Below are 26,920 nucleotides of genomic sequence, written 5' to 3'. Positions count from 1 at the left end.
GGTTCCTCCGGTGGGGGCGCGCGGCGGCGCCCGGAGGCCGTCGCGGAGGACCCTGCGGAGCCGACCCGGCCGCTGCGACCTGCGACGATCCGTACCGCCGCCCGGGTGGTGCGCCGGAGCGGACCATTGACTGCCGGGGCCCGCGCGATAGAGTTCGCAACGCGGTGGAGCACAGCCGCCGGGGTCCCGTCAACCGGGCGCCGCCGGTCGGTGCCGGGCTCTGCCGACGCGGCCCGTGGCCTCCTCCCGCTCCGCGCTCACCTGGCGCACCTTCCCCGGTGCCGGGCGGGCGCGTCCTTCCCCTCGAGCGGGCGGGGACCACGGGCCGCGTCGTGGTGCCGGGCGGCGGTGGGCGAGAATGGTCACAGCTCCCGGACGTCGGGCTGCTCCACCGAGGAAGGGCGCCACCGCGCATGACCAGCAACGACTCCGGCCCCAAGCACGTTCCGGTGATGCTGCAGCGGTGCATGGACGCGCTGGCGCCGGCGATCTCGCGCCCGGGTGCCGTGGTCGTCGACGCGACCCTCGGCCTCGGCGGGCACAGCGAGGCGCTGCTGACCCAGTTCCCCGAGGTGCGCCTCGTCGCGGTGGACCGCGACCCGCAGGCGCTCAAGCTCGCCGGCGAGCGGCTGGCCCCCTTCGGCGACCGGGCCACCCTGGTGCACGCCGTCTACGACGAGATCCCCGAGGTGCTGGAGCGCCTGGGCATCGACCGGGTGGACGGCGTCCTGTTCGACCTCGGCGTCTCCTCCATGCAGCTGGACGAGGCCGAGCGCGGCTTCGCGTACGCCCAGGACGCCCCGCTGGACATGCGGATGGACCAGACCCGGGGGATCAGCGCGGCGGAGGTGCTCAACACCTACGGCCACGGGGACCTGGCGCGGATCCTCAAGGTGTACGGCGAGGAGCGCTTCGCCGGGAAGATCGCCTCGGTGATCCTGCGCGAGCGCGAGAAGGAACCGTTCACCAACAGCGCGCGTCTGGTCGAGTTGGTCCGCAACGCGATTCCGGCCGCCACCCGCCGTACGGGAGGGAACCCGGCCAAGCGGACGTTCCAGGCCCTGCGGATCGAGGTCAACGGCGAGCTGGAGGTCCTGGAGCGGGCGATCCCGGGCGCCCTGGACGCCCTGGCGCTGGGCGGGCGGATCGTCGTGATGTCCTACCAGTCGCTGGAGGACCGCCTGGTGAAGCAGTTCCTCGCCGCGGGGGCCACCAACACCGCGCCCCCGGGACTGCCGTTCATCCCGGAGGAGCACCAGCCCTGGCTGAAACTGATCACCCGCGGTGCCGAGCTGGCCACCGAGCAGGAGATCGAGGAGAACCGGCGCGCCGCGCCCGTACGGCTGCGGGTGGCGGAGAGGATCAGGGACCGAAGCAAGCGGGGCTGACGGAACGGCCCCGGCGGGGTCCGAAGGGCGGAGGAGAGCAGTGGGGCCGGTGGCCGGTGGGGTCCGGACGGGGCGGGGAACGCTCGCGGGACAGGGCAGGGCGCGCATCACGGTCAGGCCGGGGCGGCGCCCCGTGCGGGGGCGCACGCCGTTCGCCGTGCTCGTGGTCGCGCTGCTCGCGGGCGGGCTCTTCGGCCTGCTGGCGCTGAACACCGCGCTCAACGAGGGCTCCTTCGAGCTGTCCCGGCTGCAGAAGCAGACCACCAAGGCCACCGACGAGCAGCAGGGCCTCCAGCACGAGATCGACCGGTCCTCGGCGCCGGACGCGCTCTCCAAGCGGGCCGCCGAACTGGGCATGGTCCCGGCCGGCGGGATGGCGTTCCTGGACGTGCCGAACGGCGGCAAGGTGATCGGCACGCCGGGCCCGGCCCAGGACAGCCCGCCGGTGAAGCGCTCGGGCGTCGAGCCGTGGCCGACGAAGGGCACCCCGGGCGCCGCGCCCGCCGCCCAGCCGAGCCCCGCCGCGCCCGCCGCCCCGCCGGCCGCACCGGCCGCGCCTTCGGGGGCGCCGAGCCCGGCGGCCTCCAGCGGCGACCCGGTGGCCCAGCTCAACCCCGTCGCGCCCGCGCAGCCGCAGAAGAGCGGAGGTGCGGCCCGATGACCACGCCCCGTCAGCCAGGTTCCGGAGGCTCGGGCGGCTCGGGCGGCGGCCGCCGCCAGCCGCCGCGCGGCGCCGTCCCCCGCTCCGGCAGCGGGCGGGTCCAGCCGCCCAGGGGCCAGAGCCCCCGTGGGCAGTCGGCCCAGTCGGCCAAGGGCCAGCCCACCAGGGGCCAGGGCGCCAAGCCGCCGGCCGCGGGTTCGAACGGTGCGGGCAGGGTGCAGCCGAGCCGCTCGGCGCAGCCCGGCCGGGGGGCGACCGCCAAACCGTCCGCCGCGGGTGCGGGCAAGGCCCAGCCGGCCCGCTCGGCGCAGCCCGGCCGCGGCCCGGCCGCCAAGGCGGGCGCCGCCCGTGCACCGCGCGCCCCGCAGCAGCGCCAGGGCGACGCGCGCAGGCCCCCGGCCGCCCGGCCGCGCCCCAGGCCCCGGCTGCCCCAGCGGCCCAAGGCCCTGCGGCTGGCCGAGCCCAGGCGCCGGCTGCGGGTGATCACCGTGGTGATGTCGCTGGTGTTCTCCGTGTTCGCCGGCCGCCTGGTGCAGCTGCAGCTGCTGGACTCCGACGCGCTGGCCGCCGACGCCAACACCAACCGCTACCTGAACATCCCGATCACCGCCGAGCGCGGCTCGATAACGTCCTCGGACGGCGTGGCGCTGGCCGCGACCGTCGACGCGTACGACATCACCGCGGACCCGGCCATGTTCACGCCGGAGGCGACCGGCGTCCCGGACGCGCCGGAGCAGGCCGCGGCCCTGCTGTCGCCGATCATCGGCGTCCCCAAGGAGAAGCTCGCCGCCGACCTGCACACCCCCAAGACCCGCTACAAGCGGCTCGCCGCCCAGCAGACCCCGGCCGCCAAGAACCAGATCAGCGACCTCAAGGCGGGCCTGGAGAAGCAGGCCGGCAGCCGCACCTGCCAGGCCCAGAAGAAGCTGATGGGCAAGCCCGCCGAGCAGGGCGGGCGCACCCGGGTCGACGACCAGTGCGCCAACCCGCTGGCCGGGGTGTTCAACCGGGAGACGCAGAAGCGGATCTACCCGGCGGACGGGCTGGCCTCCAACCTCGTCGGCTTCGTCAACGGCGAGGGCGAGGGCGCCGGCGGCCTGGAGCTGCAGTTCCAGAAGCAGCTCGCCGGCAAGGACGGCCGCAGCAGCTACGCCCAGGCGGGCGGGCGGCTGGTGCCCACGGCCGGCGGCTCGATGGACCCGGCCGTGCCCGGCAGCGACTTCCGGCTGACGATCAACCGGGACATCCAGTGGGCCGCCCAGAAGGCGATCACCGACCAGGTGGCCAACTCCGGCGCGGAGAAGGGCTACGTCGTCGTCCAGGACGTGAGGACCGGCCAGGTGATCGCGATGGCCACCGCGCCCGGCTTCAACCCGGGCGACCTGTCCGGCGCCAAGCAGTCCCAGCTGGGCAACGCCGCGCTCCAGGACGCGTACGAGCCGGGCAGCACCGCCAAGTTGATGAGCCTGGCCGCCGTCCTGGACTCCGGCAAGGCCAACTGGGACACCAGGGTCACCGTGCCCAACCGGCTGGTGCGCGCCGGGCAGCAGTTCAAGGACGACGTCGAGCACGGCGACTGGTACCTGACCCTGGCCGGGGTGCTGGCCAAGTCCTCCAACATCGGCACCATCGAGGCCGTCGAGGCGCTCGGCGACGGCGACCAGGCCAAGGCGAACCAGGCGCTGGACGCCTACATGCGCAAGTTCGGCGTGGCCCGGCCGACCGGCCTGAACTTCCCCGGGGAGACCCCCGGGATGCTCAAGAAGCCGGAGGACCTGGTCGCCTCGGAGAAGTACAACATCGCCTTCGGCCAGGGCCCGCTGCAGATGAACGCCCTGCAGGCGACCTCGGTGTACTCCACCATCGCCAACGGCGGGGTCCGGGTGGCGCCCAGCATCGTCCAGGGCGTCACCGGCCCGGACGGGAAGTACGCGCCGACACCGGCGGGGGAGGAGACCCGGGTCGTCAGCGAGCAGACCGCGAAGACCCTCACCTCGATGCTGGAGTCCGTCGTCGACGACGAACAGGGCACCGGCGGCAAGGCCGCCATCCCCGGCTACCGCGTCGCCGGCAAGACCGGTACGGCCAACCGGGGGGCCGCCGACGGCAAGGGCTACGACGGCTACACCGCCTCCTTCATCGGCTTCGCCCCCGCCGACGCCCCCCGCTACACCGTCTCCTGCACCCTCCAGGGCCCGGTCAACGGGCACTTCGGCGGACAGCTGTGCGGCCCGGTGTTCAAGCAGGTGATGGAGTTCACCCTGAAGACCATGCAGGTCCCGCCGAGCGGAAGCCAGGCACCGAACCTGCCCGTCGAGTGGAAGCCGTGAACGAGCATGGACGAGCAGCGCACCGGCCGCGGCGGCGGCGCGGCGAAGGCCCGGTTTGGCCCTGGGCACCCTTCGGCGGATAGCCTTCCCGCCGTGCCGAAACCCGATCAAACCACCGTGACTCCGCCCCGCCCGACCGGGACCACCGCCCTGCCGCTCGCCGAACTGGCCACGCGGATGGGCCTGCCGCCCGTCGAGGGCGGCGCCGTCACCGGCGTCACCCACGACTCCCGCGCGGTGCGCCCGGGCGACGTGTACGTGGCCTTCCCGGGCGCCAACCACCACGGCGCGGCCTTCGCCGACAAGGCCGCCGCGGCCGGCGCGGTGGCGGTGCTCACCGACCCGGCCGGGGCCGAGCTGGCCGCCGGGACGGGCCTGCCGCTGCTGGTCGTCGACCGGCCGCGGGCCCGGATGGGGGAGCTGGCCGCGATCGTCTACGGCCACCCGTCCGAGCGGCTGCTGATGATCGGGCTGACCGGCACCAACGGCAAGACCACCACCTCCTACCTCGTCGAGGGCGGCCTGCGCGGCGCCGGGCGCAGCCCGGGCGTCATCGGCACCGTCGAGATGCGGGTCGGCGAGGAGCGGATCAAGAGCGAGCGCACCACCCCCGAGGCCACCGACCTGCACGCGATCCTCGGCGTGATGGCCGAGCGCGGCGCCGACGCGGTGGCCATGGAGGTCTCCAGCCACGCCCTGGTCTTCGGCCGCACCGACGGGGTGGCCTACGACGTCGCGCTGTTCAACAACCTCACCCCCGAGCACCTCGACTTCCACCCGGACATGGAGGACTACTTCCAGGCGAAGGCCCGGCTCTTCCAGCCCGGCAAGTCCCGCCTGGGCGTGGTCAACCTGGACGACGCGTACGGCCGCCGGCTCGCCGCCGAGGCCGAGATCCCGGTGACCACCTTCTCCGCCGCCGACGCCCCCGAGGCCGACTGGCGGGCCGTGGACGTGCAGCTCGGCCCGGCCGGCTCCACCTTCCGGGTGGTCGGCCCGGACGGCGCCGGGGCCGACGCCTCCGTGCCGCTGCCCGGCCCGTTCAACGTCGCCAACGCGCTCGCCGCGATCACCGCGCTGGCCGCCGCCGGGCTGCCGCTGGAGCAGGCCGTGGCCGGCGTCGCCGCCGTCCCCGGCGTCCCCGGCCGGCTGGAGCGGGTGGACGCGGGCCAGCCGTACGTCGCCGTGGTCGACTACGCGCACAAGCCGGACGCCCTGAGCGCCGTCCTCGGCTCGCTGCGCGAGGTCACCAAGGGCCGGCTGCACGTCGTCGTCGGCTGCGGCGGCGACCGCGACCCGCACAAGCGCGGCCCGATGGGCGACATCGCCGCCCGCCTCGCCGACACCGCTGTGCTGACCAGTGACAACCCGCGCAGCGAGGACCCGCTGGCGATCCTCGCCAGCATGCTGAACGGCGCCGCCGCCGTCCCCGAGGCCGAGCGCGGGGCCGTCCTGGTCGTGCCCGACCGGGCCGAGGCGATCGGCCTGGCCGTCGCCCGCGCCCAGGCGGGCGACACCGTGCTGGTGGCCGGCAAGGGCCACGAGCTCGGCCAGTACGTACGAGACGAGATCCGCCCCTTCGACGACCGGGAGGTGCTGCACGAGGCGATCAGGAAGAGCGCGATCGTGCGGACCACGGCCGCCCGGGGCGACCGAGGAGTAGAGCAGCAGTGATCGCACTGACCCTCGCCGAGGTGGCCGCCGCGGTCGGAGGCACCCTCGACGGTGCCGACCCGGACACCCCGGTCACCGGCCCGGTCGAGGTCGACTCGCGCAAGGTGACCCCCGGCGGCCTGTTCGCGGCCTTCATCGGCGAGCACGTCGACGGCCACGACTACGCGGCCACCGCGGTCGAGGCCGGCGCCGTCGCCGTGCTGGCCTCCCGTCCGGTCGGCGTCCCCGCCGTCCTGGTCGACAGTGTGGTGGACGCGCTCGGCAAGCTGGCCCGTGCCGTGGTCGCCCGCGCCGAGGGCACCGCCGTGGTCGCGCTGACCGGCTCGGCCGGCAAGACCAGCACCAAGGACCTGATCGCCCAGCTGCTCCAGCGCCTCGGCGACACCGTCTACCCGCCGGGCTCGCTCAACAACGAGATCGGCCACCCGATGACCGCGCTGCGGGTCGAGGCCGGCACCCGGCACCTGGTGATGGAGATGGGCGCCCGGCACAAGGGCGACATCGAGTACCTCACCTCGATCACCCCGCCGAACATCGCACTGGTGCTCAACGTCGGCACCGCGCACGTCGGCGAGTTCGGCTCGCAGGAGGCGATCGCCGAGGCCAAGGGCGAGATCGTCGAGGCGCTCCCGGCCGACGGCACCGCGATCCTCAACGCGGACGACCGGCTGGTGCGCGCCATGGCTTCCCGGACCAGGGCGAAGGTCGTGTACTTCGGCGAGTCCCCGGACGCCCACGTGCGGGCGACCGACGTTCGCCTGGACGCCACCGGACGGCCATCGTTCACGCTCACCACCCCGGCCGGTTCCGCGCCCGTGCAGCTGCGCCTGTACGGTGAGCACCACGTCTCGAACGCCCTCGCCGCCGCCGCGGTGGCGACGGAGCTCGGGATGACCGTCGACGACACCGCCGCCGCCCTGGGCGAGGCGGGTGCGCTGTCCCGCTGGCGCATGGAGGTCGTCGACCGGGCCGATGGTGTCACCGTCGTCAACGACGCCTACAACGCGAACCCCGACTCGATGCGGGCCGCGCTGCGGGCGCTGGTCTCGATGGGGGGCCGGGGCCCGGAGCGCCGCCGTACCTGGGCGGTGCTCGGGGAGATGCGGGAGCTCGGCGAGGAGAGCCTGGCCGAGCACGACGCCATCGGACGGCTCGCCGTCCGGCTGGACGTCACCAAGCTGGTGGCGGTCGGCGGACGCGAGGCGGCCTGCATGGAACTCGGCGCGAGGAACGAAGGTTCGTGGGGTGAGGAGTCGGTGCTGGTGTCCGACGCGGACGCGGCGGTCGAACTGCTGCGCAGTCAGCTGCGGCCCGGGGATGTGGTCCTGGTGAAGGCGTCCCGTTCGGTGGGGCTGGAGAAGGTGGCCGAGGCGATCCTGGCGGACGGTGCTGCCCGATGATGAAGCAGATCCTGATCTCCGGGATGATCGGTCTGATCCTCTCGCTGATCGGCACCCCCGCCCTGATCAAGCTGCTCGCCCGTCAGGGCTACGGCCAGTACATCCGCGACGACGGCCCCAAGGCGCACCACAGCAAGAAGGGCACGCCCACCATGGGCGGCATCGCCTTCATCCTGGCGACCCTGATCGCGTACTTCGGCACGAAGGCGATAACGGGCGACAGCCCGACCGCCTCCGGCCTGCTGGTGCTCTTCCTGACGACCGGTCTGGGCCTGGTCGGCTTCCTCGACGACTACATCAAGGTCGTCAAGCGCCGCTCGCTGGGCCTGCGGGCCAAGGCGAAGCTGGCCGGACAGTCGATCGTCGGCCTGGCCTTCGCCGTCCTCGCGCTGCAGTTCCACGACGACCGGGGCCTCAGCCCGGCCTCGGAGAAGCTGTCCTTCGTACGCGACTTCAGCTGGTCGATCGGCCCCGTGCTGTTCGTCATCTTCGCCTACTTCATGATCGCCGCGACCTCCAACGGCGTGAACCTGACGGACGGTCTGGACGGCCTGGCCACCGGCGCCTCGGTGATGGCCTTCGGCGCCTACACCTTCATCGGGCTCTGGGAGTACTCGCAGAGCTGCGCCTACTTCATCTCCGCCACCGGCGCCTGCTACGACGTCCGCGACCCGCTGGACCTCGCGGTGGTCGCCGCCGCCCTGATGGGCTCCTGCTTCGGCTTCCTGTGGTGGAACACCTCGCCCGCCAAGATCTTCATGGGCGACACCGGTTCGCTCGCCCTCGGCGGCGCCCTGGCCGGCCTCGCGATCTGCTCGCGCACCGAGCTGCTGCTGATCATCCTCGGCGGCCTCTTCATGATCATCACCCTGTCGGTGATCATCCAGGTCGGCTCCTTCCGGATGACCGGCAAGCGCGTCTTCAAGATGGCGCCGCTGCAGCACCACTTCGAACTCAAGGGCTGGAGCGAAGTCCTGGTCGTGGTCCGCTTCTGGATCATCCAGGGCCTCTGCGTGGCCGTCGGCCTCGGCCTCTTCTACGCGGGATACCGAGCGGGATGACCAACACCGACACCGACACCGACTTCACCGATCTGCCCGTCGTCGTCGCCGGGCTCGGCGTCTCCGGCATCAGCGCCGCCCGCGTCCTGCGCGGCCTCGGCGCGAGCGTCACCGTCGTCGACGGCGGCAGCGGCGCGGGCCTGCGGGCGCGCGCCGCCGAGCTGGAGGCGCTGGGCGTCGCCGTGCGCCTGGGCGACGGCGACAGCCTGCCCGAGGGCACCCGGCTGATCGTCACCTCGCCCGGCTGGGCACCCGACAGCCCGCTGTTCGCCGCCGCCGCGGCGGTCGGCGTCGAGGTCTGGGGCGACGTCGAACTCGCCTGGCGCCTGCGCAAGCCGCTGCCCGCCACCGGCGAGCCCGCCCCCTGGCTGGCCGTCACCGGCACCAACGGCAAGACCACCACCGTCCAGATGCTCGCCTCGATCCTGGCCGCCGCCGGCAAGCGCACCGCCGCCGTCGGCAACGTCGGGGTCTCGGTGCTGGACGCGGTGCTCGCCGAGGAGCCGTACGACGTCCTCGCCGTCGAGCTCTCCAGCTACCAGCTGCACTGGGCGCCCTCGCTGCGCCCGTACTCGGCCGCGGTGCTCAACCTGGCGCCCGACCACCTCGACTGGCACGGGTCGATGGAGGCGTACGCCGCCGACAAGGGCCGGATCTACGAGGGCAACGTCGTCGCCTGCGTGTACAACCTGGCCGACCCGGCCACCGAGGCGCTGGTCATGGAGGCCGACGTCGAGGAGGGCTGCCGGGCGATCGGCTTCGGCCTCGGCGCGCCCAGCCCGTCGAACTTCGGCGTGGTGGACGGGCTGCTGGTGGACCGGGCCTTCGTCCAGGACCGGGCCACGAACGCCGCCGAGCTCGGAGCCGTCGAGGACGTCAACCCGCCCGCGCCGCACAACATCGCGAACGCGCTCGCCGCGGCGGCGCTGGCGCGCTCGTACGGGGTCGACGCGAAGGCGGTCCGCGAGGGCCTGCGGGCCTTCCGCCCGGACGCCCACCGGATCGCCGAGGTCGGCACCGTCCGCGAGATCACGTACATCGACGACTCCAAGGCCACCAACACCCACGCCGCGGCCGCCTCGCTGGCCGCCTACCGGCCGATCGTCTGGATCGCCGGGGGACTGGCCAAGGGCGCGACCTTCGACGACCTCGTCCAGGGCGCGGCCGAGCGGCTGCGCGCGGTGGTGCTGATCGGCCAGGACCGCGCGGTGATCCGCGAGGCCCTGGAGCGACACGCTCCGGATGTGCCGGTGGTCGAGGCGGCAGAGGGCCAGACTGGCGCGGTGGCGATGGCCGAGATCGTTCGAACGGCCGCGTCGCTCGCCCGATCGGGTGACACGGTGCTGCTGGCGCCGGCCTGCGCCTCGATGGACATGTTCACCAACTACGGCGAGCGCGGCGACATGTTCGCGGCGGCCGTCCGGGAGCTGGCGGACCCCGGGGAGTGAGCCGAAGGCCCGCGCCGACGACCGTCGGCGTCGGGTCAGAGCGGGCCGGAGGCGAACGAGCCGTCGGTAGGGAGAGCGGGGACTGGTGGCGGGGCAGGGCAGGGCGGATTCCGGGGCGACGAAGCAGGACCCCGCCGAGCCGTGGCGCGTGATCTCCGCCACCACGACCAAGTACAAGTCGGCCGGTCCGCTGGCCCGGCTGCGGGCCTTCCGGGCCGGGGTCGGGTACTGGCTGGACCGGCCGCTCACGCCCTACCTGCTGGTGCTGGGCACCGTCCTGCTGCTGCTCGTGCTCGGCCTGATGATGGTCTTCTCGGCCTCGCAGATCCTGGCGCTGAACCAGCACCACACCGCGCAGTACTACTTCCTCAAGCAGCTGATCGCGGCCATCCTCGGCCTCGCCCTGCTGATCGGCTTCGCCTCCGTGCCGCTGGCGGTGCTGCGGGTCATCGTCTACCCGGTGATGTTCGGGGTGATCGGCGCCCTCGCGCTGGTCGCCGTCCCCGGCATCGGGGTGCGGATCAACGGCAACCAGAACTGGCTGGACTTCGGCTTCTTCCAGTTCCAGCCCTCCGAGTTCGCCAAGCTCGCGCTGGTCCTCTGGGGCGCCGACCTGCTCGCCCGCAAGCAGAAGGCCGGCACCCTCAACTCGTGGAAGCACCTGCTGGTGCCGCTCGTGCCCGGCGCCCTGCTGCTGCTCGCGCTGATCATGATCGGCGGCGACATGGGGACCTCGATGATCCTCGTCGCCATGGTCTTCGCGCTGCTGTGGATGGTCGGCGCGCCCCTGCGCCTGTTCGTCGCCACCCTCGGGGTGGCCGTCGTGGTCTGCACCGCCCTGGTCGTCACCGTCCCGCACCGGGCGGAGCGGCTGGGCTGCATCGGCGTCACCAAGCTCGACCCGGACGGCGCCTGCTTCCAGGCCCTGCACGGCGCCTACTCGTTCGCCCTCGGCGGCGGCTTCGGCACGGGCCTGGGCGCCGGTGTGGAGAAGTGGGGGCAGCTGCCCGAGGCGCACACCGACTTCATCTTCGCCGCCACCGGCGAGGAACTCGGTCTCGTGGGGACGCTGTCGGTGATCGGTCTCTTCGCGGCACTAGGCTACGCGGGTATCCGTGTGGCCATCGGTACGAAGGACCCCTTCGTCAGGTACGCCGCGGGAGCCGCCACCACCTGGATCATGGCTCAGGCCATGATCAACCTGGGGTCGGCGCTGGGACTGCTGCCCATCGCGGGCGTCCCGCTCCCGCTGTTCTCCTACGGCGGTTCCGCCATGCTGTCGGCCATGTCCGCGATCGGGGTGCTGCTCTGCCTGGCACGCAGCTCCTCGGGCGCGAAGGCGGCCCTGGCCGCCCGGAGCAAGAACTCCCGGATCAGGAAGCGACTGGCCCGGGTGCTGCCACGACGACGAACCACAGCGCGCCCGGCCCCGGGGCCGGCACGCAGGGAGCGGTGAATTTCGGTGCATGTCGTACTCGCCGGCGGGGGGACCGCCGGTCACATCGAACCGGCCATGGCCCTCGCGGACGCACTCCGCAGGCACGACCCGTCCGTCGGGATCACCGCCCTGGGCACCGAGAGGGGCCTGGAGACCCGGCTGGTACCCGAGCGCGGCTACCAGCTGGAGCTGATCCCGGCCGTCCCGCTGCCCCGCAAGCCCACCCCCGAGCTGATCACCGTCCCCGGCCGGCTGCGCGGCACCGTCCGGGCCGCCCAGGAGATCATCGAGCGGGTCAACGCCGACTGCGTGGTCGGCTTCGGCGGCTACGTGGCCATGCCCGCCTACCTGGCCGCCAAGCGCGCCGGCGTGCCGATCGTCGTGCACGAGGCCAACGCCCGCCCGGGCCTGGCCAACAAGATCGGTGCCCGCTACTCCGACTTCGTCGCCGTCTCCACCCCGGACAGCAAGCTGCGCGACTCCCGGTACATCGGCATCCCGCTGCGCCGGACCATCGCCACCCTGGACCGGGGCGCCACCCGGCCCGAGGCCCGCCAGTACTTCGGCCTCGACCAGCGGCTGCCCACCCTGCTCGTCTCCGGCGGCTCCCAGGGCGCCCGGCGGCTGAACGAGACGATCACCGCGATCGCCCCGAGGCTGCAGCAGTACGGCGTGCAGATCCTGCACGCCGTCGGCCCGAAGAACGAGCTGCCGCAGGTCGCGGACGTCCCCGGGATGCCGCCGTACCGCCCGGTGCCGTACATCGACCGGATGGACCTCGCCTACGCGGCCGCCGACCTGATGCTCTGCCGGGCCGGCGCCATGACCGTGGCCGAGCTGGCCGCCGTGGGCCTGCCCGCCGCCTTCGTGCCGCTGCCGATCGGCAACGGCGAGCAGCGGCTGAACGCCCAGCCGATGGTCAAGGCCGGCGGGGGCCTGCTGGTGGACGACGCCGAGCTGACCACGGACTGGGTGCTCCAGAACGTGCTGCCGGTGCTCACCGACCCTCAGCGGCTCTGGGACATGAGCCGGGCGGCCGCCGAGTTCGGCCGCCGGGACGCCGACGACCTGCTGGTCGGCATGGTCTACGAGGCCATCCAGGCCCACCGCGGCGGCCGCCGCCGTGGCTGACGGTCGGCTCGCCGACCCCCTCGAGGAGGAGCTGGAGGACGAGGAGAACGCCCCTCGCCTCCGGCTCTCCCGGCGGGGCGTCGTGGTGCTGAGCGTGTTCGGCGCCGCGGTGGTCGGTGTGCTGGCCTGGCTGGTGTTCTACTCCTCGGTGCTGGACGTGCGCAGCGTCGCCGTCCAGGGCGCGCCGGACGACAACCTGACCCCGGACCAGGTGCGGGGGTCGATCGGCGCGCTGGCCGACGGCCCGCTGGCCCGGGTCGACCTGGACGAGGCCCGGCGCCGGGTGGAGGCGATCCCCCGGGTGGCGAAGGCCGAGGTGTGGCGGGGCTGGCCGCACACCCTGCGTGTCAAGGTCGTCCAGCGCACGGCGGCGGCCGCCGTCAAGGGGGAGGACGGCAGATTCACCCAGGTGGACGCTTCGGGAGTGAGCTTCGCCACCGAGGCGGCCCCACCGGCAGGAGTGCCGGTGGTGGAGCTGCGGCTCAGTCAGCCGGCCCTGGACGTGGAGTCGGTGATCTCCCGTCCGCAGCTGGTGCGCGGGGCGGTGGCGGTGGCCGCCGGACTTCCGCCGGACCTCGCCAAGCGGGCCGGATCGGTGCTCGTGCACTCCTACGACGACATCGAACTGCAGCTCAGCGGCGGTGCGACGGTGCGCTGGGGGAGCCCGGACCAGATCGACCGCAAGGCCCGGCTGCTGGTCGCACTGATGAACCAGAAGGGCACGAACTACGACGTGAGTGCGCCGGAGGCGCCGGCGGTGTCCGGCTGATCCGGTAGGTTCTGTGGCTGAGGGAGGGGTTGACGCCTCGAAGTGTCGGCCCGACCCTTGGTGGTCACCCCGGTTTCGTAAGCCGGCCGATGATCACATAGGCTCAAAAGAAAAAGGGAAGCTCGGCGTGTTCGTTGAAACACGTGCCCGGAGCCACCTAGTGTCCTGTGTCACCAGACTGTGTCCCCTGGTGATGTGACGGTGGCGCAGCACTAACCCTAAAGGTCAAGTTTAGGGTTGGGGTCGGTGGTCGGCATTTCGGACATTCAGTCAGAAACCGCGCTCCCTACCCATCGACATCCGTCGGTACGTCCCCCCACTGGGTCGAGCCGACCCGGAAATTCGAGGCGAGAGGGCCTTCGACGTGGCAGCACCGCAGAACTACCTCGCAGTCATCAAGGTCGTCGGAATCGGCGGCGGTGGTGTCAACGCCATCAACCGGATGATCGAGGTCGGTCTCAAGGGCGTCGAGTTCATCGCGATCAACACCGATGCGCAGGCCCTCCTGATGAGCGACGCCGACGTCAAGCTCGATGTGGGCCGTGAACTCACCCGGGGCCTCGGCGCCGGAGCCAACCCCGAGGTCGGCCGCAAGGCCGCCGAGGACCACCGCGAGGAGATCGAGGAGGTCCTCAAGGGGGCCGACATGGTCTTCGTGACGGCCGGCGAGGGCGGTGGCACGGGCACGGGCGGCGCGCCCGTCGTCGCCAACATCGCGCGCTCCCTGGGCGCCCTGACGATCGGTGTGGTCACCCGCCCGTTCACCTTCGAGGGCCGCCGCCGCGCCAACCAGGCCGAGGACGGCATCGCCTCGCTGCGCGAGGAGGTCGACACCCTCATCGTGATCCCCAACGACCGGCTGCTGTCCATCTCGGACCGCCAGGTCAGCGTGCTCGACGCGTTCCGCTCGGCGGACCAGGTCCTGCTCTCCGGTGTCCAGGGCATCACCGACCTGATCACCACCCCGGGTCTGATCAACCTCGACTTCGCCGACGTCAAGTCCGTCATGTCGGACGCCGGTTCGGCGCTCATGGGCATCGGCTCGGCCCGCGGCGAGGACCGCGCCAAGGCCGCCGCCGTGATGGCGATCTCCTCCCCGCTGCTGGAAGCCTCGATCGACGGCGCCCGCGGCGTGCTGCTGTCCATCTCGGGCGGCTCCGACCTCGGCCTGTTCGAGATCAACGAGTCGGCCCAGCTGGTCAGCGAGGCCGCGCACCCCGAGGCGAACATCATCTTCGGCGCCGTCATCGACGATGCGCTCGGCGACGAGGTGCGCGTCACCGTCATCGCGGCCGGCTTCGACGGCGGGCAGCCGCCGGCGATCGTCCGCGACCCGGTGGTCAAGGCCACCGCCTCCACGCCGTCCACCCCCGCGGCCGCCCCGGAGCGCCCGGCCTCCCGCCCGTCCTACGGCGGCATCGGCTCGGTGACCTCCCGCTCGGAGAGCGAGACCCCGGCGTCGGCCCGTTCCGCCGAGACCCCGGCCACCACGACGGCCGCCCCGGTGCCGCCGCAGGTCCAGCCGGCCCGGCAGCCGTACGTGGAGAGCCCGGCGGAGGAGCTCGACGTACCGGATTTCCTTAAGTGATCGATCACTCGATCCGCGCGGGTGCTCACTTCGCCTTCACCGACCGGTGGGGCGGGGTGAGCACTTCGCCGTACGGGGAGCTCAACCTCGGCGGTGCGGTGGGGGACGATCCGGAGGCCGTCCGGGAGAATCGGGTGCTGGCCGCCCGGGAACTGGGGATCGAACCGGCCGACGTGGTCTGGATGAACCAGGTGCACGGGGCCGAGGTGTCCGTGGTGACGCGGCGCCAGGCGGACGGGCAGGCGCCGACCGTGGACGGGGTGGTCACCGACCGGCCGCTCGCGCTGGCGGTGCTGACCGCCGACTGCACCCCCGTGCTGCTGGCCGACCCGGTGGCGGGCGTGGTGGGCGCGGCCCACGCGGGCCGGCCCGGGCTGGCGGCCGGGGTGGTGCCCGCGACCGTACGGGCGATGGTCGAACTCGGGGCCGAGCCGGCGCGGATCACCGCCGCCACCGGCCCCGCGGTCTGCGGCCGCTGCTACGAGGTGCCGGCCGGGCTGCGCGCCGAGGTCGCGGCCGTGGTGCCGACGGCCTTCGCCGAGACCTCCTGGGGGACCCCGGCGCTGGACGTGGCGGAGGGCGTCGCGGCGCAGCTGGCCGAGGCGGGCGTCACCTCGCTGGTGCGCTCACCGGTCTGCACGCTGGAATCGACCGACCACTACTCCTACCGGCGCGAGCGGCGCACGGGCCGGCTCGCGAGCTACGTCTGGTTGGGCTCTGATCACTGATGACGAACGACATCTACGGACCGTTCCCGGGCAGCCCCGGCAGCTTTCCTGATCAAAGGTGGCTCGGAGCGCTGACGGAGGGCCAGCGGGCCCGCTACGAGGAGCTGGGCACCAACCTCGAGGTGGTCGAGCGCCGGATCGCGGACGCCTGTGCCGCCGCAGGGCGCCCCCGCGAGGACGTGACCCTGGTCGTCGTCACCAAGACCTACCCCGCCGAGGACAGCGCCCTGCTGGCCGGGCTGGGGGTGAGGGACGTCGCGGAGAACCGGGACCAGGACGCCGCACCCAAGGCGGAGCAGTGCAGAAACCTTCCTCTTGACTGGCACTTCGTCGGGCAGCTGCAGACCAACAAGGTCCGCTCGGTCGTCCGGTACGCGAACCGTGTGCACTCGGTGGACCGGCTGCGGCTGGTCGAGTCGCTCTCGGCCGCCGTGCTGAAGGCGGAGCGCCCCGAGCTGGGGTGCCTGGTGCAGGTCGCCCTCGACAAGGAGCACGGGGAGGGCGAGCACCGGGCCGGGGTCGCGCCGGAGGACGTGGCCGAACTGGCCGACGCGATCGCCGACGCGCCCGGGCTGCGACTTGACGGTGTGATGACCGTCGCTCCGCTCGCCGGTCCGCTGGCCGGGGACCCGGCCCGCGCCTTCGATCGACTGGTGGAAATCGCAACCGGCGTACGGACGACCCATCCGGCTGCCACCATGGTTTCCGCAGGGATGAGCGGGGATCTTGAGCAGGCGATTGCCGCCGGTGCGACACATGTACGCGTCGGTACGGCGGTACTCGGAGTGAGGTCACCCCTCAGGTAACGTCACCGGGTAGTAGATCAGACTGCAGGACAAAATAGGACAGAATCTAGCAGCTCCTCGGGGCGGCTAGCGAACCGTGGATCGCAGCTCCGCGGCCCCCACTCCACGAACCCTGACAGGCCGTCGGCCTGACGCGCCGTCGTGGGGGGACCGCGGAATCCGCTGGTCAGGGCCGTGGCCCGGCGGTCCACCACAAGCGGAGGAGACAGGAGCATGGCCGGCGCGATGCGCAAGATGGCGGTCTACCTCGGCCTCGTGGAGGACGAGACGTACGACGGCCAGGGGTACGACCCCGACGACGACTACGACGCGGACCCCGAGCCGATCCGCACGGGACAGCGCACCGAGGACATCCCGCGGCCCGCCGCCGCGCCCGCCCCGGTCTCCTCGATCACCCCGCAGCCGGTGCCGGCCGCGGTGCCGATCCGGCAGGAGACTCCGAGGATGGCCCCAGTGTCGTCCATCACACCCGAACGCCGCCACAACCTGGAGAAGAGCGCCCCGGTGATCATGCCCAAGGTAGTGAACGAACGAGAGCCCTACCGCATCACCACGCTGCACCCTCGGACCTACAACGAGGCCCGCACCATCGGGGAACAGTTCCGTGGCGGGACCCCGGTGATCATGAATTTGACCGAGATGGACGACACCGATGCGAAGCGGCTCGTAGACTTCGCGGCTGGACTGGTCTTCGGTCTGCACGGCAGTATCGAGCGCGTGACACAGAAGGTGTTCCTGCTGTCGCCTGCTAACGTCGATGTCACGGCGGAGGACAAGGCTCGGATCGCCGAGGGTGGGTTCTTCAACCAGAGCTGACCCGGCCACGACTGTACGTGTGGATCTGATCAACAGTGGGTCAACGACAGGTGACGAGCGGCGGCCCTAGGGCCAACGCCGGGGAGAGGGAAGCGCGATGAACATCGTGTGGGCGGTGCTCTACTACGCCCTTGTCGTCTTCCTGGTGTTCCTGCTCGTGAGGCTGGTGATGGACTGGGTCTTCCAGTTCGCGCGTTCGTGGCGCCCCGGCAGGGCCATGGTCCTGGTGCTGGAGGCCACGTACACTCTCACCGATCCTCCGCTCAAGCTTCTGCGGCGGTTCATCCCGCCGTTGCGTTTCGGGGGCGTGGCGCTCGACCTGTCCTTCTTCGTACTGATGATCATTGTGTATGTCCTGATCTCGCTTGTGCACCCCTAGTCGTAGGTGAGCGATGCGACAGGATGCCGGTGTGCCGACGATCACGTTGAGGTGAAGAGATGCCATTGACCCCCGAGGACGTTCGGAACAAGCAGTTCACGACCGTCCGCCTGCGTGAAGGCTATGACGAGGACGAGGTCGATGCCTTCCTCGACGAGGTCGAGGCGGAGCTGACCCGCCTCCTCCGGGAGAACGAGGACCTGCGGGCCAAGCTCGCGGCCGCGACTCGCGCCGCCGCGCAGAACCAGGCCAACATGCGCAAGGAGCCGCCGCAGGACTCGCGTCCCGGCGCCCCCGTGCCGGCCGCCATATCCGGCCCGCCGGTCCCCGGCCAGCAGGGCCCGGGTGGACCGCAGCAGATGGGTCCGGGTGGCCCGCAGCAGATGGGCCCCGGCGGTCCGCAGCAGCAGATGGGCCAGCCGATGGGCGGCCAGACCATGGGTGGCCAGCAGCAGATGGGCGGCCAGCAGCCGCTGGGCCTGCCCTCCGGCGCGCCGCAGCTCCCCGCAGGCCCCGGTGGCCAGCAGCAGATGGGCCAGACCATGGGCGGCCAGCAGCAGCTGGTCCAGCCGATGGGCGGTCAGATGCTCCAGCCCATGGGCGGTCCCGGTGGCCCGCAGCAGATGGGCAACCCGATGGGCCAGGGCATGGGCCAGCAGCAGATGCAGCCGATGGGCGGCCCCATGGGCGGCCCGCCGCAGATGGGCGGCCCCCTCGGTGGCCAGGCTCCGATGCAGCAGCAGGGCCCCGGTGGCGACAGCGCCGCCCGCGTCCTCGCCCTCGCGCAGCAGACCGCCGACCAGGCGATCTCCGAGGCCCGCTCCGAGGCCAACAAGATCGTCGGCGAGGCGCGCAGCCGGGCCGAGGGCCTGGAGCGCGACGCCCGTGCCAAGGCCGACGCCCTGGAGCGGGACGCGCAGGAGAAGCACCGCGTCGCGATGGGGTCGCTGGAGTCGGCCCGGGCCACGCTGGAGCGCAAGGTCGAGGACCTGCGGGCGTTCGAGCGTGAGTACCGCACGCGTCTGAAGTCGTACCTGGAGACCCAGCTGCGCCAGCTGGAGTCGCAGGCCGACGACTCGCTCGCTCCGCCGCGGATCCCCGCCACCGCCTCGCTGCCGCCGGCGGCCTCGTCGATGGCGCCGGCCGGTGCCAGCGCGATGAGCTCCGCTCCGTCGTTCGGCGGGAACCAGCAGTCCTTCGGCGGCGGCTCGCCCTCCTTCGGCGGGCAGAGCGCCTTCGGTGGAGGTGCTCAGTCGCCGAGCTTCGGCGGGCAGGCTGCCGGTGGCAGTGGTGCTCCGCAGATGCAGCCGGCCGGGATGACGCAGCCGATGGCGGCCGTCCGGCCCCAGCCGCCGCAGCCGATGCAGCAGGCTCCGGCGCCGATGCGCGGCTTCCTGATCGACGAGGACGGCGACAACTGAGGTTGTAGCCGGGCTCTTTGGGAGCGCCCCCTTTCCGACCCACGGGTCGGGGAGGGGGCGCTCTTCTGTGCGTCCTGCGCCGTCCGGTGAGTCCTGTGCGTCGGGGGCGGGGATACGGCGAAGCCGCCGTCATCCCGGGGGACGACGGCGGCTTCGGCGGGCTGTGCCTTGTTGTGCCTCGCTACGCCTCGCTGTGCCTTGCTACGCCTTGCGGAGCTGGAAGGCGAGGCCGAGGGACTCGTCGGTGAAGGTCTCGGAGGTCCAGTCGGCCGCACCGGCGGCGAAGTCGGTGGCGAGCACCTCGTCGGCGACGAGGGCGCCGTGCTCGGCGATGGCCTCGGCGGTGTCCTCCTCGGTGGCGCGCCACCGGAGGACGATGCGGTCGGCGACGTCGAGGCCGGAGTTCTTGCGGGCCTCCTGGATCTGGCGGATGGCGTCGCGGGCGATGCCGAGGCGCTTGAGCTCCGGGGTGATGGCCAGGTCGAGGGCGACGGTGGCGCCGGACTCGTTGGCGACGGCCCAGCCCTCGCGCGGGGTCTCGGTGATGATCACCTCGTCGGGGGAGAGGGTGACCGTCTCGCCGTTCAGCTCGACCGAGGTCTCGCCGCCGGCGCGCAGCTCCGCGGCCAGGCGGGCGGCGTCGGTGGCGGCGACCGCCTTGGCGACGTCCTGGACGCCCTTGCCGAAGCGCTTGCCCAGCGCGCGGAAGTTGGCCTTGGCGCTGGTGTCGACCAGCGAGCCGCCGACCTCGGAGAGGGACTCCAGGGTGGAGACGTTGAGCTCCTCGGCGATCTGCGCGCGCAGGTCGGCGGGCAGCTCCTCCCAGCCCTGGGCGGCGACCAGCGCGCGGGAGAGCGGCTGGCGGGTCTTCACGCCGGACTCGGCGCGGGTGGCCCGGCCCAGCTCGACCAGGCGGCGCACCAGCGCCATGTGCTTGGAGAGCTCGGCGTCGATCAGGGTCTCGTCGGCCACCGGCCAGGTCGACAGGTGCACCGAGGCCGGGGCGTCGGGGACGACCGGGACGACCAGGTCCTGCCAGACCCGCTCGGTGATGAACGGGGTCAGCGGGGCCATCAGGCGGGTGACCGTCTCCAGCGCCTCGTGCAGGGTGGCGAGCGCGGCCGCGTCGCCCTGCCAGAAGCGGCGGCGGCCGCGGCGGACGTACCAGTTGGAGAGGTCGTCGACGAAGCCGGAGAGCAGCTTGCCGGCGCGCTGGGTGTCGTACGCCTCGTAGGCCGCGTCGACCTCGCGGACCAGGGTGTTCAGCTCGGAGAGCACCCAGCGGTCCAGCTGCGGGCGGTCGGCCGGGGCCGGGTCGCTCGCGGAGGGCGCCCAGTTCGAGGTGCGGGCGTACAGGGCCTGGAAGGCGACGGTGTTCCAGTAGGTGAGGAGGGTCTTGCGGACCACCTCCTGGATGGTGCCGTGGCCGACGCGGCGGGCCGACCAGGGCGAGCCGCCGGCCGCCATGAACCAGCGGACGGCGTCGGCGCCGTGCTGGTCCATCAGCGGGATGGGCTGCAGGATGTTGCCCAGGTGCTTGGACATCTTGCGGCCGTCCTCGGCCAGGATGTGGCCCAGGCAGACGACGTTCTCGTAGCTGTTCCTGTCGAACACCAGGGTGCCGACGGCCATCAGTGTGTAGAACCAGCCGCGGGTCTGGTCGATCGCCTCGGAGATGAACTGCGCCGGGTAGCGCTTCTCGAACAGCTCCTTGTTCTGGTACGGGTAGCCGTACTGGGCGAAGGGCATGGAGCCCGAGTCGTACCAGGCGTCGATGACCTCGGGCACGCGGGTGGCGGTGCCGCCGCACTCGCGGCAGTCGAAGGTGACCGCGTCGATGAACGGGCGGTGCGGGTCGAGGCCGCTCTGGTCGGTCCCGGTGAGCTCGCTGAGCTCGGCGAGGGAGGCGACGCAGGTGAGGTGGTTCTCCTCGCAGCGCCAGATCGGCAGCGGGGTGCCCCAGTAGCGGTTGCGGCTGAGCGCCCAGTCGACGTTGTTGTTCAGCCAGTCGCCGAAGCGGCCGTGCTTGACCGTCTCGGGGAACCAGTTGGTGGCCTCGTTCTCGCGGATCAGCGCGTCCTTGACGGCGGTGGTCCGGATGTACCAGGACGGCTGCGCGTAGTAGAGCAGCGCGGTGTGGCAGCGCCAGCAGTGCGGGTAGCTGTGCTCGTACGGGACGTGGCGGAAGAGCAGGCCCCGCTCCTTGAGGTCCTTGACCAGGTCCTCGTCGGCCTTCTTGAAGAACTGGCCGCCGACCAGGGGGACCTCGGGGGCGAAGGTGCCGTCCGGCAGGACGGGGTTGACCACCGGCAGGCCGTAGCGGCGGCAGACCGCGAGGTCGTCCGCGCCGAAGGCCGGGGACTGGTGGACGATGCCGGTGCCGTCCTCGGTGGTGACGTAGTCGGCGTTGAGGACGAAGTGCGCGTTCTCGATCGCGACCAGCTCGAAGGGGCGCTGGTAGTTCCAGTGCTCCATCTCGGCGCCGGTGAAGGACTCGCCGGTGGGCTCCCAGCCCTCGCCGAGGGCCTTGGCGAGCAGCGGCTCGGCGACGACCAGCTTCTCGTCGCCGTCGGTGGCCACCACGTAGGTGACCTCGGGGTGTACGGCGAGGGCCGTGTTGGAGACCAGGGTCCAGGGGGTGGTGGTCCAGGCGAGCAGGGACGCCCGGCCGGCCAGCGGGCCGCCGGTGAGCGGGAAGCGGACGTAGACCGAGGGGTCGACGACGGTCTCGTAGCCCTGGGCCAGCTCGTGGTCGGACAGGCCCGTGCCGCAGCGGGGGCACCAGGGGGCGACGCGGTGGTCCTGGACCAGCAGGCCCTTGTCGAAGATCTGCCGGAGCGACCACCAGACGGACTGGACGTAGGACGGGTCCATCGTCCGGTACGCCTCGTCGAGGTCGACCCAGTAGCCCATCCGGGTGGTGAGCTCGGCGAAGGCGTCGGTGTGGCGGGTCACCGAGTCGCGGCACCTGGCGTTGAACTCGGCGATGCCGTACGCCTCGATGTCCTGCTTCCCGGAGAAGCCCAGCTCCTTCTCGACGGCCAGCTCGACCGGGAGGCCGTGGCAGTCCCAGCCGGCCTTGCGGGCGACGTGGTAGCCCTTCATCGTCCGGTAGCGGGGGAAGACGTCCTTGAAGACGCGGGCCTCGATGTGGTGCGCGCCGGGCATGCCGTTGGCGGTCGGCGGGCCCTCGTAGAACACCCACTCGGGGCGGCCCTCGGACTGCTCCAGGCTGCGCTGGAAGATCTTGTTGTCCTGCCAGAACGACAGGATCTGGTGCTCCAGGGCAGGCAGATCCACCTGCGCGGGAACGGGGTTGTAGGAGCTGCTCATCGCGGGCGTCTACCTCCGGCGGATGCTGGGACTGGATCCTCCGGAGGGACGAGACGGCCTTCGCCGACCCGCGGTACCACCCTCCTTGGCCGCGGTGGTGCGGTGCGGCCCTCTTGTTTGGGTTGCTGCCGGGTCTAGTGGGCCGCCTCGCGGTGGCCGTTCTTCCGGCGGCTCCGGGGTGATCTTCCCGCCGTGCACACCCCCGGGCTCACACCGTCCCCGGGTCGCTGGTGGCTGCGTACGTCGGTACTCGTCCCATCTGCGCCTTGCAGGCACAAGTGTATCGGCCTGCCGCAAGTCGATTCCGCCACGCGGGCCGGGGGTGGTGCGGGGGTGCGCGGCGGGCGGGTTCGGGGGGCGGTTAGGCGGGGGTGATCTGGGCAGAAGTCTGTCAGCGCGAGGGGCGTGGCGATTGGGGCGGCTGCCTGGGTGGGATCACTGTGAGGCGCCGGTATGTCATGTTGTGACCGGTTTTGATCAGGATTATCGTTCCGGCACTGGAGGCCGCCGGGAACCGGCGGCTCGATTCGTTCGTAGATGGGGTCGAAGCCATGGCTGAGAAGGCAACCGGCGCGGGCACCGCCACCAAGCGGGCACGCAAAGCCTTGGCGGTCGATCCAGGGGAGGGGATTGTGACCACAACAGCACCGAAGACCGGCACCGACACCGTGGCGCGGGGCGCCGAGTCGGTGGACCCGGCCACGCTGCCCGTGCGGCCCGGCGAGGAGCCGTGGACCGCCGAGGAGGTCCACGAGCTGCACGACGAGCTGATCAGCGACCTCGAGCGGCTGCGCGGCGAGATCGACGCCGCCGACGCCGCCATCGCGGGCCTGATGCGCGACTCCAACGACGGAGCCGGCGACGACCAGGTGGACGCCGGGACGAAGAACATCTCGCGCGAGAGCGAGCTGGCGCTGGCCAACAACGCCCGCGACAGCCTCGCCCAGACCGAGCGGGCGCTGGGGCGGCTGGAGGGCGTCGGCTTCGGGGTCTGCGAGTCCTGCGGGCAGGCGGTCGGCAAGGCCCGGCTGCAGGCGTTCCCCCGGGCGACGCTCTGTGTGCAGTGCAAGGCCAAGCAGGAACGCCGCTGAACCCGGCCACCGGGGCGACGTGGGGGGTCGGGCTTGCCGTACGCTCGACCCCGTAACGTCGGTCGGCGCGTTCGCGGACGCGCCCAGGTCCTCAGCGGACCATTTCATCGGCAGCGGAGCGGATCATCAGTACGCAAGGTTCCCCCCAGACCCGGGACGACGCCGTCCCGAACCAGGCCGATGACGTGGAGGCGGCCGTGACCGAACCCGTCGAGCCCGTCGAGCCGGTCGGGCCGGTCGAGCCGGCATCCGTGGAGGCGACGTCCGTGGAGGCGGCTCCGGAGGGCGGGGCCACGGCGGCGGGCAAGGGCAAGGGGCCGCGCCGGGTCGGCGTGCTGCTGGTCGTGGCGGTGCTCGCCTTCCTGATCGACCTCGGCAGCAAGCTGCTGGTCGTCGCCAGGCTGGAGAACCACGCGGCGATCAAGGTGATCGGCGACATCGTCACCTTCCAGGTGATCCGCAACTCCGGCGCCGCGTTCGGCATGGGCCAGGCGCTGACCGTCGTCTTCACGATGATCGCCTCGGCCGTCATCGTGGTGATCTGGCGGATCGCCCGCCGGCTGTACAGCCTGCCCTGGGCGATCGCGCTCGGGCTGCTGCTCGGCGGGGCGCTCGGCAACCTCACCGACCGGCTGTTCCGGTCGCCCGGCGTCTTCCGCGGGCACGTGGTGGACTTCATCTCCGTCCAGCACTTCGCGGTGTTCAACCTCGCGGACTCGGCCATCGTCTGCGGCGGCATCCTCGTCGTGCTGCTCTCCTTCCGGGGCAGCAACCCGGACGGCAGCGTCCACCAGCCGGCCGAGAAGGCCGGGAAGAAGGACGAGTAGGGCCGGTCGCACGCCCTTCGGGGGAGGGGCGGGCCGCCGCTTCCGGCATACTCGTACGGGTGAGTACCGCAGCGCAGATCCGCAGCCTCCCCGTTCCCGACGGCCTGGAGGGCGAGCGCCTCGACGCCGCCCTCGCCCGGATGTTCGGCTTCTCCCGGACCAAGGCCGCCGAACTGGCCGCCGAGGGCAAGGTGACGCTCGACGGCGCGGTGGCCGGAAAGTCGGACCGGGTGACCGCCGGCTCCTGGCTGGAGGTCGAGATCCCCGCCCCCGCCGCCCCCGTGCGGATCGTCGCCGAGGCGGTCGAGGGCATGCGGATCGTCCACGACGACGAGGACATCGTGCTCGTCGACAAGCCGGTCGGCGTCGCCGCGCACCCCAGCCCCGGCTGGACCGGCCCCACCGTGATCGGCGGGCTCGCCGCCGCCGGCTACCGGATCTCCACCTCGGGCGCCGCCGAGCGCCAGGGCATCGTGCACCGGCTCGACGTCGGCACCTCCGGGCTGATGGTCGTCGCCAAGTCCGAGCGCGCCTACACCGACCTCAAGCGGCAGTTCCACGACCGGATCACCGACAAGCGCTACCACACGCTCGTCCAGGGCCACCCGGACCCGATGAGCGGGACCGTGGACGCGCCGATCGGGCGGCACCCCAGCTCGGACTGGAAGTGGGCCGTCACCAAGGAGGGCAAGCCCTCCGTCACCCACTACGACCTCATCGAGGCGTACCGGGCGGCCTCGCTGCTCGCCATCAAGCTGGAGACCGGGCGCACCCACCAGATCCGCGTCCACATGTCCGCGCTGCGCCACCCCTGCGTCGGCGACCTCACGTACGGGGCCGACCCGACGCTCGCCAAGCGGCTCGGGCTGACCCGGCAGTGGCTGCACGCGGTCTCGCTCGGGTTCGAGCACCCGGCGGACGGGCAGTGGGTCGAGTTCAGCAGCGACTACTCGGCGGACCTGCAGAAGGCGCTGGACATCATCGCGGCGGAGAGCTGAGATGACCGTCTCCATCCGGACGGCCTCGGGGGAGGCCGACCTCGCGCTGGTGTGGGAGGTCCGGCGGGCGGTGTTCGTCGTCGAGCAGCACGTGCCGGAGGAACTGGAGTGGGACGAGTACGACGCCACCTCGGTGCACCTGCTGGCCCTCGCCGAGGACGGTTCCGCGCTGGGGACGGCGCGGCTGATCTTCGGGGAGCAGGCGCGCAAGGAGACCGGGGGCGTCGCCGGGCGGGTGCTGCTCGGGCGGCTCGCGGTCGTCGAGGCGGCCCGGGGGACGGGGCTCGGGGCCCGGCTGGTGCGGGCGGTCGAGGCCGAGGCGCGTGAGCGGGAGGCCCTGGAGGTCGAGCTGCACGCGCAGGTGCGGGCGCTCGGGTTCTACGAGCGGCTCGGGTACGTGGCCGAGGGGCCGGTGTACGACTCGGTGGGGATCCCGCACCGGATGATGACGAGGACGCTGTAGCGGGTACCGCGCTGCGTCGAGAGGTCCCCGCACCCCTCAGGGGTGCGGGGACCTTCTGTTTCAGCCGTCGCCGGTGCGCAGGCGCGGGAGCGCGCCGGGGTGGTGGTCGCGCAGGTGGGCGACCAGGTGCTCGCGGACGTCGAAGCGGAGCTGGGCGGCGTCGTCGGGGTTGCGGGTGGTCATCGTGGCGCGGACGACGATCGTGCTGGGGGTGGTGTCGGTGACGTTGAGGGCCCAGTCGGCGCCGTCCCAGAGCGGGTGCTCCTCCAGGCGGGCGTGGAGGGCGGCGCGCAGCTCGTCCACCGGGGTGGTGTGGTCGAGGTGCAGCAGGACGGAGGCGAGAAGGCCCGGGTCGCGGCGGGTCCAGTTCTCGAAGGGCTTGCTGACGAAGTAGGAGACCGGGACGATCAGCCGGCGGGAGTCCCAGAGCCTGACCACCAGGTAGGAGAGGGTGATCTCCTCGACGGTGCCCTGCTGGCCCTCCACCACCACCGTGTCGTCGATGCGGACGGTGTCGCCGAAGGCGATCTGCAGGCCCGCGAAGAAGTTGCCCAGGGTGCTCTGGGCGGCGATGCCCGCGACGATGCCGATGATGCCGGCGGAGGCGAGCAGGCTGGCGCCGACGGTGCGCATGGCGGAGAAGGTCAGCAGCATCACGGCGAGGGTGACCACGACGATCACCGCGCTGACCACCCGGCGCAGCATGCCGATCTGCGTCCGTACCCGCTGGACGCGCGCGGGGTCGGCGGCGACGCTCTCGTAGCGGCTGAGCAGGGCCTCCAGGACGGCGGCCACCACGCGGACGGTGAGCCAGCCGAGGGAGGCGAGCAGGAGCAGCAGGAGGAGGTGGCGGGCGCCCTCCTCCTCGGCGAGGTGGAGGATCCGCCGGAGCGGGTGGGTGGCGAGCAGCAGGGCCGTCACGACGGTGAGCTGGAGCGGGATGCGGCAGCGGCGCAGCTGCGCCCAGACCGGGGCCTCGGGGTGGCCGGCGGCCAGGCGCTGGAGGGCCTGGTCGACGATCCAGCCGATCGCCAGGGTGGCGGCGACGGTGGCGAGCAGGGTGAGCAGCGACCGGAGCACGGGACCTTCTCGGGGTGGGCGTGAGCCGTACGATACCCGGGCGTTACGGGGTGAAGCGGACATCGGCCCGGGGCCCGTTCCCGGACTTCC

General features: G+C 72.4%; 22 protein-coding genes. 20 read left to right on the top strand and 2 right to left on the bottom strand.

Annotation, left to right across the window (positions count from 1 at the left end; translation table 11 throughout):
• Nucleotides 1–413 precede the first annotated feature (413 nt).
• The 16 genes from rsmH to IH61_RS0120415 all read left to right on the top strand — a co-directional run bounded on the left by rsmH (nucleotide 414) and on the right by IH61_RS0120415 (nucleotide 19,038).
• A complete protein-coding gene (rsmH, locus tag IH61_RS0120495) occupies nucleotides 414–1,388 on the top strand; it encodes a 16S rRNA (cytosine(1402)-N(4))-methyltransferase RsmH (RefSeq protein WP_031071838.1) in 975 nt (324 codons plus the stop codon).
• Nucleotides 1,389–1,521: 133 nt separating this feature from the next.
• Complete coding sequence (locus tag IH61_RS0120490) at nucleotides 1,522–2,049, top strand: hypothetical protein (protein WP_031071836.1); 528 nt, start codon at nucleotides 1,522–1,524, stop codon at nucleotides 2,047–2,049.
• Nucleotides 2,046–4,379 (top strand): peptidoglycan D,D-transpeptidase FtsI family protein, encoded by a 2,334-nt coding sequence (locus IH61_RS0120480; protein WP_078911271.1) that lies wholly within the window; start codon nucleotides 2,046–2,048, stop codon nucleotides 4,377–4,379. The genes IH61_RS0120490 and IH61_RS0120480 overlap by 4 nt, the downstream gene beginning before the upstream one ends.
• A gap of 6 nt (nucleotides 4,380–4,385) precedes the next feature.
• On the top strand, nucleotides 4,386–6,053 hold the full coding sequence (locus tag IH61_RS0120475) for a UDP-N-acetylmuramoyl-L-alanyl-D-glutamate--2,6-diaminopimelate ligase (protein ID WP_078911270.1): 1,668 nt from the start codon (nucleotides 4,386–4,388) through the stop codon (nucleotides 6,051–6,053).
• Nucleotides 6,050–7,453 (top strand): UDP-N-acetylmuramoyl-tripeptide--D-alanyl-D-alanine ligase, encoded by a 1,404-nt coding sequence (locus tag IH61_RS0120470; protein WP_031071829.1) that lies wholly within the window; start codon nucleotides 6,050–6,052, stop codon nucleotides 7,451–7,453. Before IH61_RS0120475 ends, IH61_RS0120470 begins: the two co-directional genes overlap by 4 nt.
• Entirely contained in the window at nucleotides 7,453–8,514 is a 1,062-nt protein-coding gene (mraY, locus tag IH61_RS0120465; RefSeq protein ID WP_031071826.1) for a phospho-N-acetylmuramoyl-pentapeptide-transferase, read from the top strand. Before IH61_RS0120470 ends, mraY begins: the two co-directional genes overlap by 1 nt.
• Nucleotides 8,511–9,962, top strand: coding sequence for a UDP-N-acetylmuramoyl-L-alanine--D-glutamate ligase (murD, locus tag IH61_RS0120460; RefSeq protein WP_031071824.1), 1,452 nt, complete (start codon nucleotides 8,511–8,513; stop codon nucleotides 9,960–9,962). Before mraY ends, murD begins: the two co-directional genes overlap by 4 nt.
• An 85-nt stretch (nucleotides 9,963–10,047) precedes the next feature.
• Nucleotides 10,048–11,418: a putative lipid II flippase FtsW gene (gene ftsW, locus IH61_RS41160; protein WP_051837544.1), complete on the top strand. Its 1,371-nt coding sequence runs from the start codon at nucleotides 10,048–10,050 to the stop codon at nucleotides 11,416–11,418.
• Nucleotides 11,419–11,424: 6 nt separating this feature from the next.
• Nucleotides 11,425–12,531 carry an undecaprenyldiphospho-muramoylpentapeptide beta-N-acetylglucosaminyltransferase gene (murG, locus tag IH61_RS0120450; protein ID WP_031071821.1) on the top strand — a complete coding sequence of 369 codons (1,107 nt, stop codon included), beginning with the start codon at nucleotides 11,425–11,427 and terminating at the stop codon, nucleotides 12,529–12,531.
• Nucleotides 12,524–13,300 (top strand): cell division protein FtsQ/DivIB, encoded by a 777-nt coding sequence (locus IH61_RS0120445; RefSeq protein WP_051837533.1) that lies wholly within the window; start codon nucleotides 12,524–12,526, stop codon nucleotides 13,298–13,300. Before murG ends, IH61_RS0120445 begins: the two co-directional genes overlap by 8 nt.
• Before the next feature lie 364 nt (nucleotides 13,301–13,664).
• Nucleotides 13,665–14,888, top strand: coding sequence for a cell division protein FtsZ (gene ftsZ, locus IH61_RS0120440; RefSeq protein WP_031071817.1), 1,224 nt, complete (start codon nucleotides 13,665–13,667; stop codon nucleotides 14,886–14,888).
• Entirely contained in the window at nucleotides 14,885–15,616 is a 732-nt protein-coding gene (gene pgeF, locus IH61_RS0120435; RefSeq protein ID WP_031071815.1) for a peptidoglycan editing factor PgeF, read from the top strand. Before ftsZ ends, pgeF begins: the two co-directional genes overlap by 4 nt.
• Nucleotides 15,616–16,422, top strand: coding sequence for a YggS family pyridoxal phosphate-dependent enzyme (locus IH61_RS0120430; protein WP_078911269.1), 807 nt, complete (start codon nucleotides 15,616–15,618; stop codon nucleotides 16,420–16,422). Before pgeF ends, IH61_RS0120430 begins: the two co-directional genes overlap by 1 nt.
• A 213-nt stretch (nucleotides 16,423–16,635) precedes the next feature.
• Nucleotides 16,636–17,238 carry a cell division protein SepF gene (locus tag IH61_RS0120425; RefSeq protein ID WP_031071810.1) on the top strand — a complete coding sequence of 201 codons (603 nt, stop codon included), beginning with the start codon at nucleotides 16,636–16,638 and terminating at the stop codon, nucleotides 17,236–17,238.
• A gap of 97 nt (nucleotides 17,239–17,335) precedes the next feature.
• Complete coding sequence (locus IH61_RS0120420; RefSeq protein ID WP_031071808.1) at nucleotides 17,336–17,617, top strand: YggT family protein; 282 nt, start codon at nucleotides 17,336–17,338, stop codon at nucleotides 17,615–17,617.
• 59 nt (nucleotides 17,618–17,676) lie between these two features.
• Nucleotides 17,677–19,038 carry a DivIVA domain-containing protein gene (locus tag IH61_RS0120415; RefSeq protein ID WP_031071806.1) on the top strand — a complete coding sequence of 454 codons (1,362 nt, stop codon included), beginning with the start codon at nucleotides 17,677–17,679 and terminating at the stop codon, nucleotides 19,036–19,038.
• A 201-nt stretch (nucleotides 19,039–19,239) separates the two neighbouring features.
• On the opposite strand, the gene ileS is transcribed toward IH61_RS0120415, so the two are convergent.
• On the bottom strand, nucleotides 19,240–22,371 hold the full coding sequence (ileS, locus tag IH61_RS0120410; protein WP_031071805.1) for an isoleucine--tRNA ligase: 3,132 nt from the start codon (nucleotides 22,369–22,371) through the stop codon (nucleotides 19,240–19,242).
• A 632-nt stretch (nucleotides 22,372–23,003) separates the two neighbouring features.
• Here ileS and IH61_RS0120405 point away from each other — a divergent pair.
• The 4 genes from IH61_RS0120405 to IH61_RS0120390 all read left to right on the top strand — a co-directional run bounded on the left by IH61_RS0120405 (nucleotide 23,004) and on the right by IH61_RS0120390 (nucleotide 25,750).
• Nucleotides 23,004–23,462: a TraR/DksA family transcriptional regulator gene (locus IH61_RS0120405; protein WP_234327266.1), complete on the top strand. Its 459-nt coding sequence runs from the start codon at nucleotides 23,004–23,006 to the stop codon at nucleotides 23,460–23,462.
• Nucleotides 23,463–23,659: 197 nt separating this feature from the next.
• Nucleotides 23,660–24,289, top strand: coding sequence for a signal peptidase II (gene lspA / locus IH61_RS0120400; protein ID WP_420713984.1), 630 nt, complete (start codon nucleotides 23,660–23,662; stop codon nucleotides 24,287–24,289).
• A 59-nt stretch (nucleotides 24,290–24,348) separates the two neighbouring features.
• Entirely contained in the window at nucleotides 24,349–25,287 is a 939-nt protein-coding gene (locus tag IH61_RS0120395) for an RluA family pseudouridine synthase (RefSeq protein WP_031071799.1), read from the top strand.
• 1 nt (nucleotide 25,288) lies between these two features.
• The gene (locus IH61_RS0120390) at nucleotides 25,289–25,750 is read left to right on the top strand and encodes a GNAT family N-acetyltransferase (protein ID WP_031071797.1); all 462 of its coding nucleotides are present in this window, start codon (nucleotides 25,289–25,291) and stop codon (nucleotides 25,748–25,750) included.
• Nucleotides 25,751–25,810: 60 nt separating this feature from the next.
• Here IH61_RS0120390 and IH61_RS0120385 read toward each other — a convergent pair whose 3' ends face one another.
• A complete protein-coding gene (locus tag IH61_RS0120385; protein WP_037973145.1) occupies nucleotides 25,811–26,830 on the bottom strand; it encodes a mechanosensitive ion channel family protein in 1,020 nt (339 codons plus the stop codon).
• Nucleotides 26,831–26,920: the final 90 nt, after the last annotated feature.

The sequence above is a fragment of the Streptomyces sp. NRRL WC-3742 genome, assembly GCF_000720635.1.
Classification (GTDB): domain Bacteria; phylum Actinomycetota; class Actinomycetes; order Streptomycetales; family Streptomycetaceae; genus Kitasatospora.
This window is presented reverse-complemented; position numbering and strand designations above follow the sequence as displayed.

What these genes read in the sequence shown, in the direction of transcription:
- rsmH (WP_031071838.1), top strand. Translation starts at nt 414, where the DNA reads ATGACCAGCAACGACTCCGGCCCCAAGCACGTTCCGGTGATGCTGCAG.
- IH61_RS0120475 (WP_078911270.1), top strand. Translation starts at nt 4,386, where the DNA reads ATGGACGAGCAGCGCACCGGCCGCGGCGGCGGCGCGGCGAAGGCCCGG.
- ileS (WP_031071805.1), bottom strand. Translation starts at nt 22,371, where the DNA reads ATGAGCAGCTCCTACAACCCCGTTCCCGCGCAGGTGGATCTGCCTGCC.
- IH61_RS0120420 (WP_031071808.1), top strand. Translation starts at nt 17,336, where the DNA reads ATGAACATCGTGTGGGCGGTGCTCTACTACGCCCTTGTCGTCTTCCTG.
- IH61_RS0120425 (WP_031071810.1), top strand. Translation starts at nt 16,636, where the DNA reads ATGGCCGGCGCGATGCGCAAGATGGCGGTCTACCTCGGCCTCGTGGAG.
- IH61_RS0120415 (WP_031071806.1), top strand. Translation starts at nt 17,677, where the DNA reads ATGCCATTGACCCCCGAGGACGTTCGGAACAAGCAGTTCACGACCGTC.
- mraY (WP_031071826.1), top strand. Translation starts at nt 7,453, where the DNA reads ATGAAGCAGATCCTGATCTCCGGGATGATCGGTCTGATCCTCTCGCTG.
- IH61_RS0120480 (WP_078911271.1), top strand. Translation starts at nt 2,046, where the DNA reads ATGACCACGCCCCGTCAGCCAGGTTCCGGAGGCTCGGGCGGCTCGGGC.
- IH61_RS0120390 (WP_031071797.1), top strand. Translation starts at nt 25,289, where the DNA reads ATGACCGTCTCCATCCGGACGGCCTCGGGGGAGGCCGACCTCGCGCTG.
- IH61_RS0120430 (WP_078911269.1), top strand. Translation starts at nt 15,616, where the DNA reads ATGACGAACGACATCTACGGACCGTTCCCGGGCAGCCCCGGCAGCTTT.
- murD (WP_031071824.1), top strand. Translation starts at nt 8,511, where the DNA reads ATGACCAACACCGACACCGACACCGACTTCACCGATCTGCCCGTCGTC.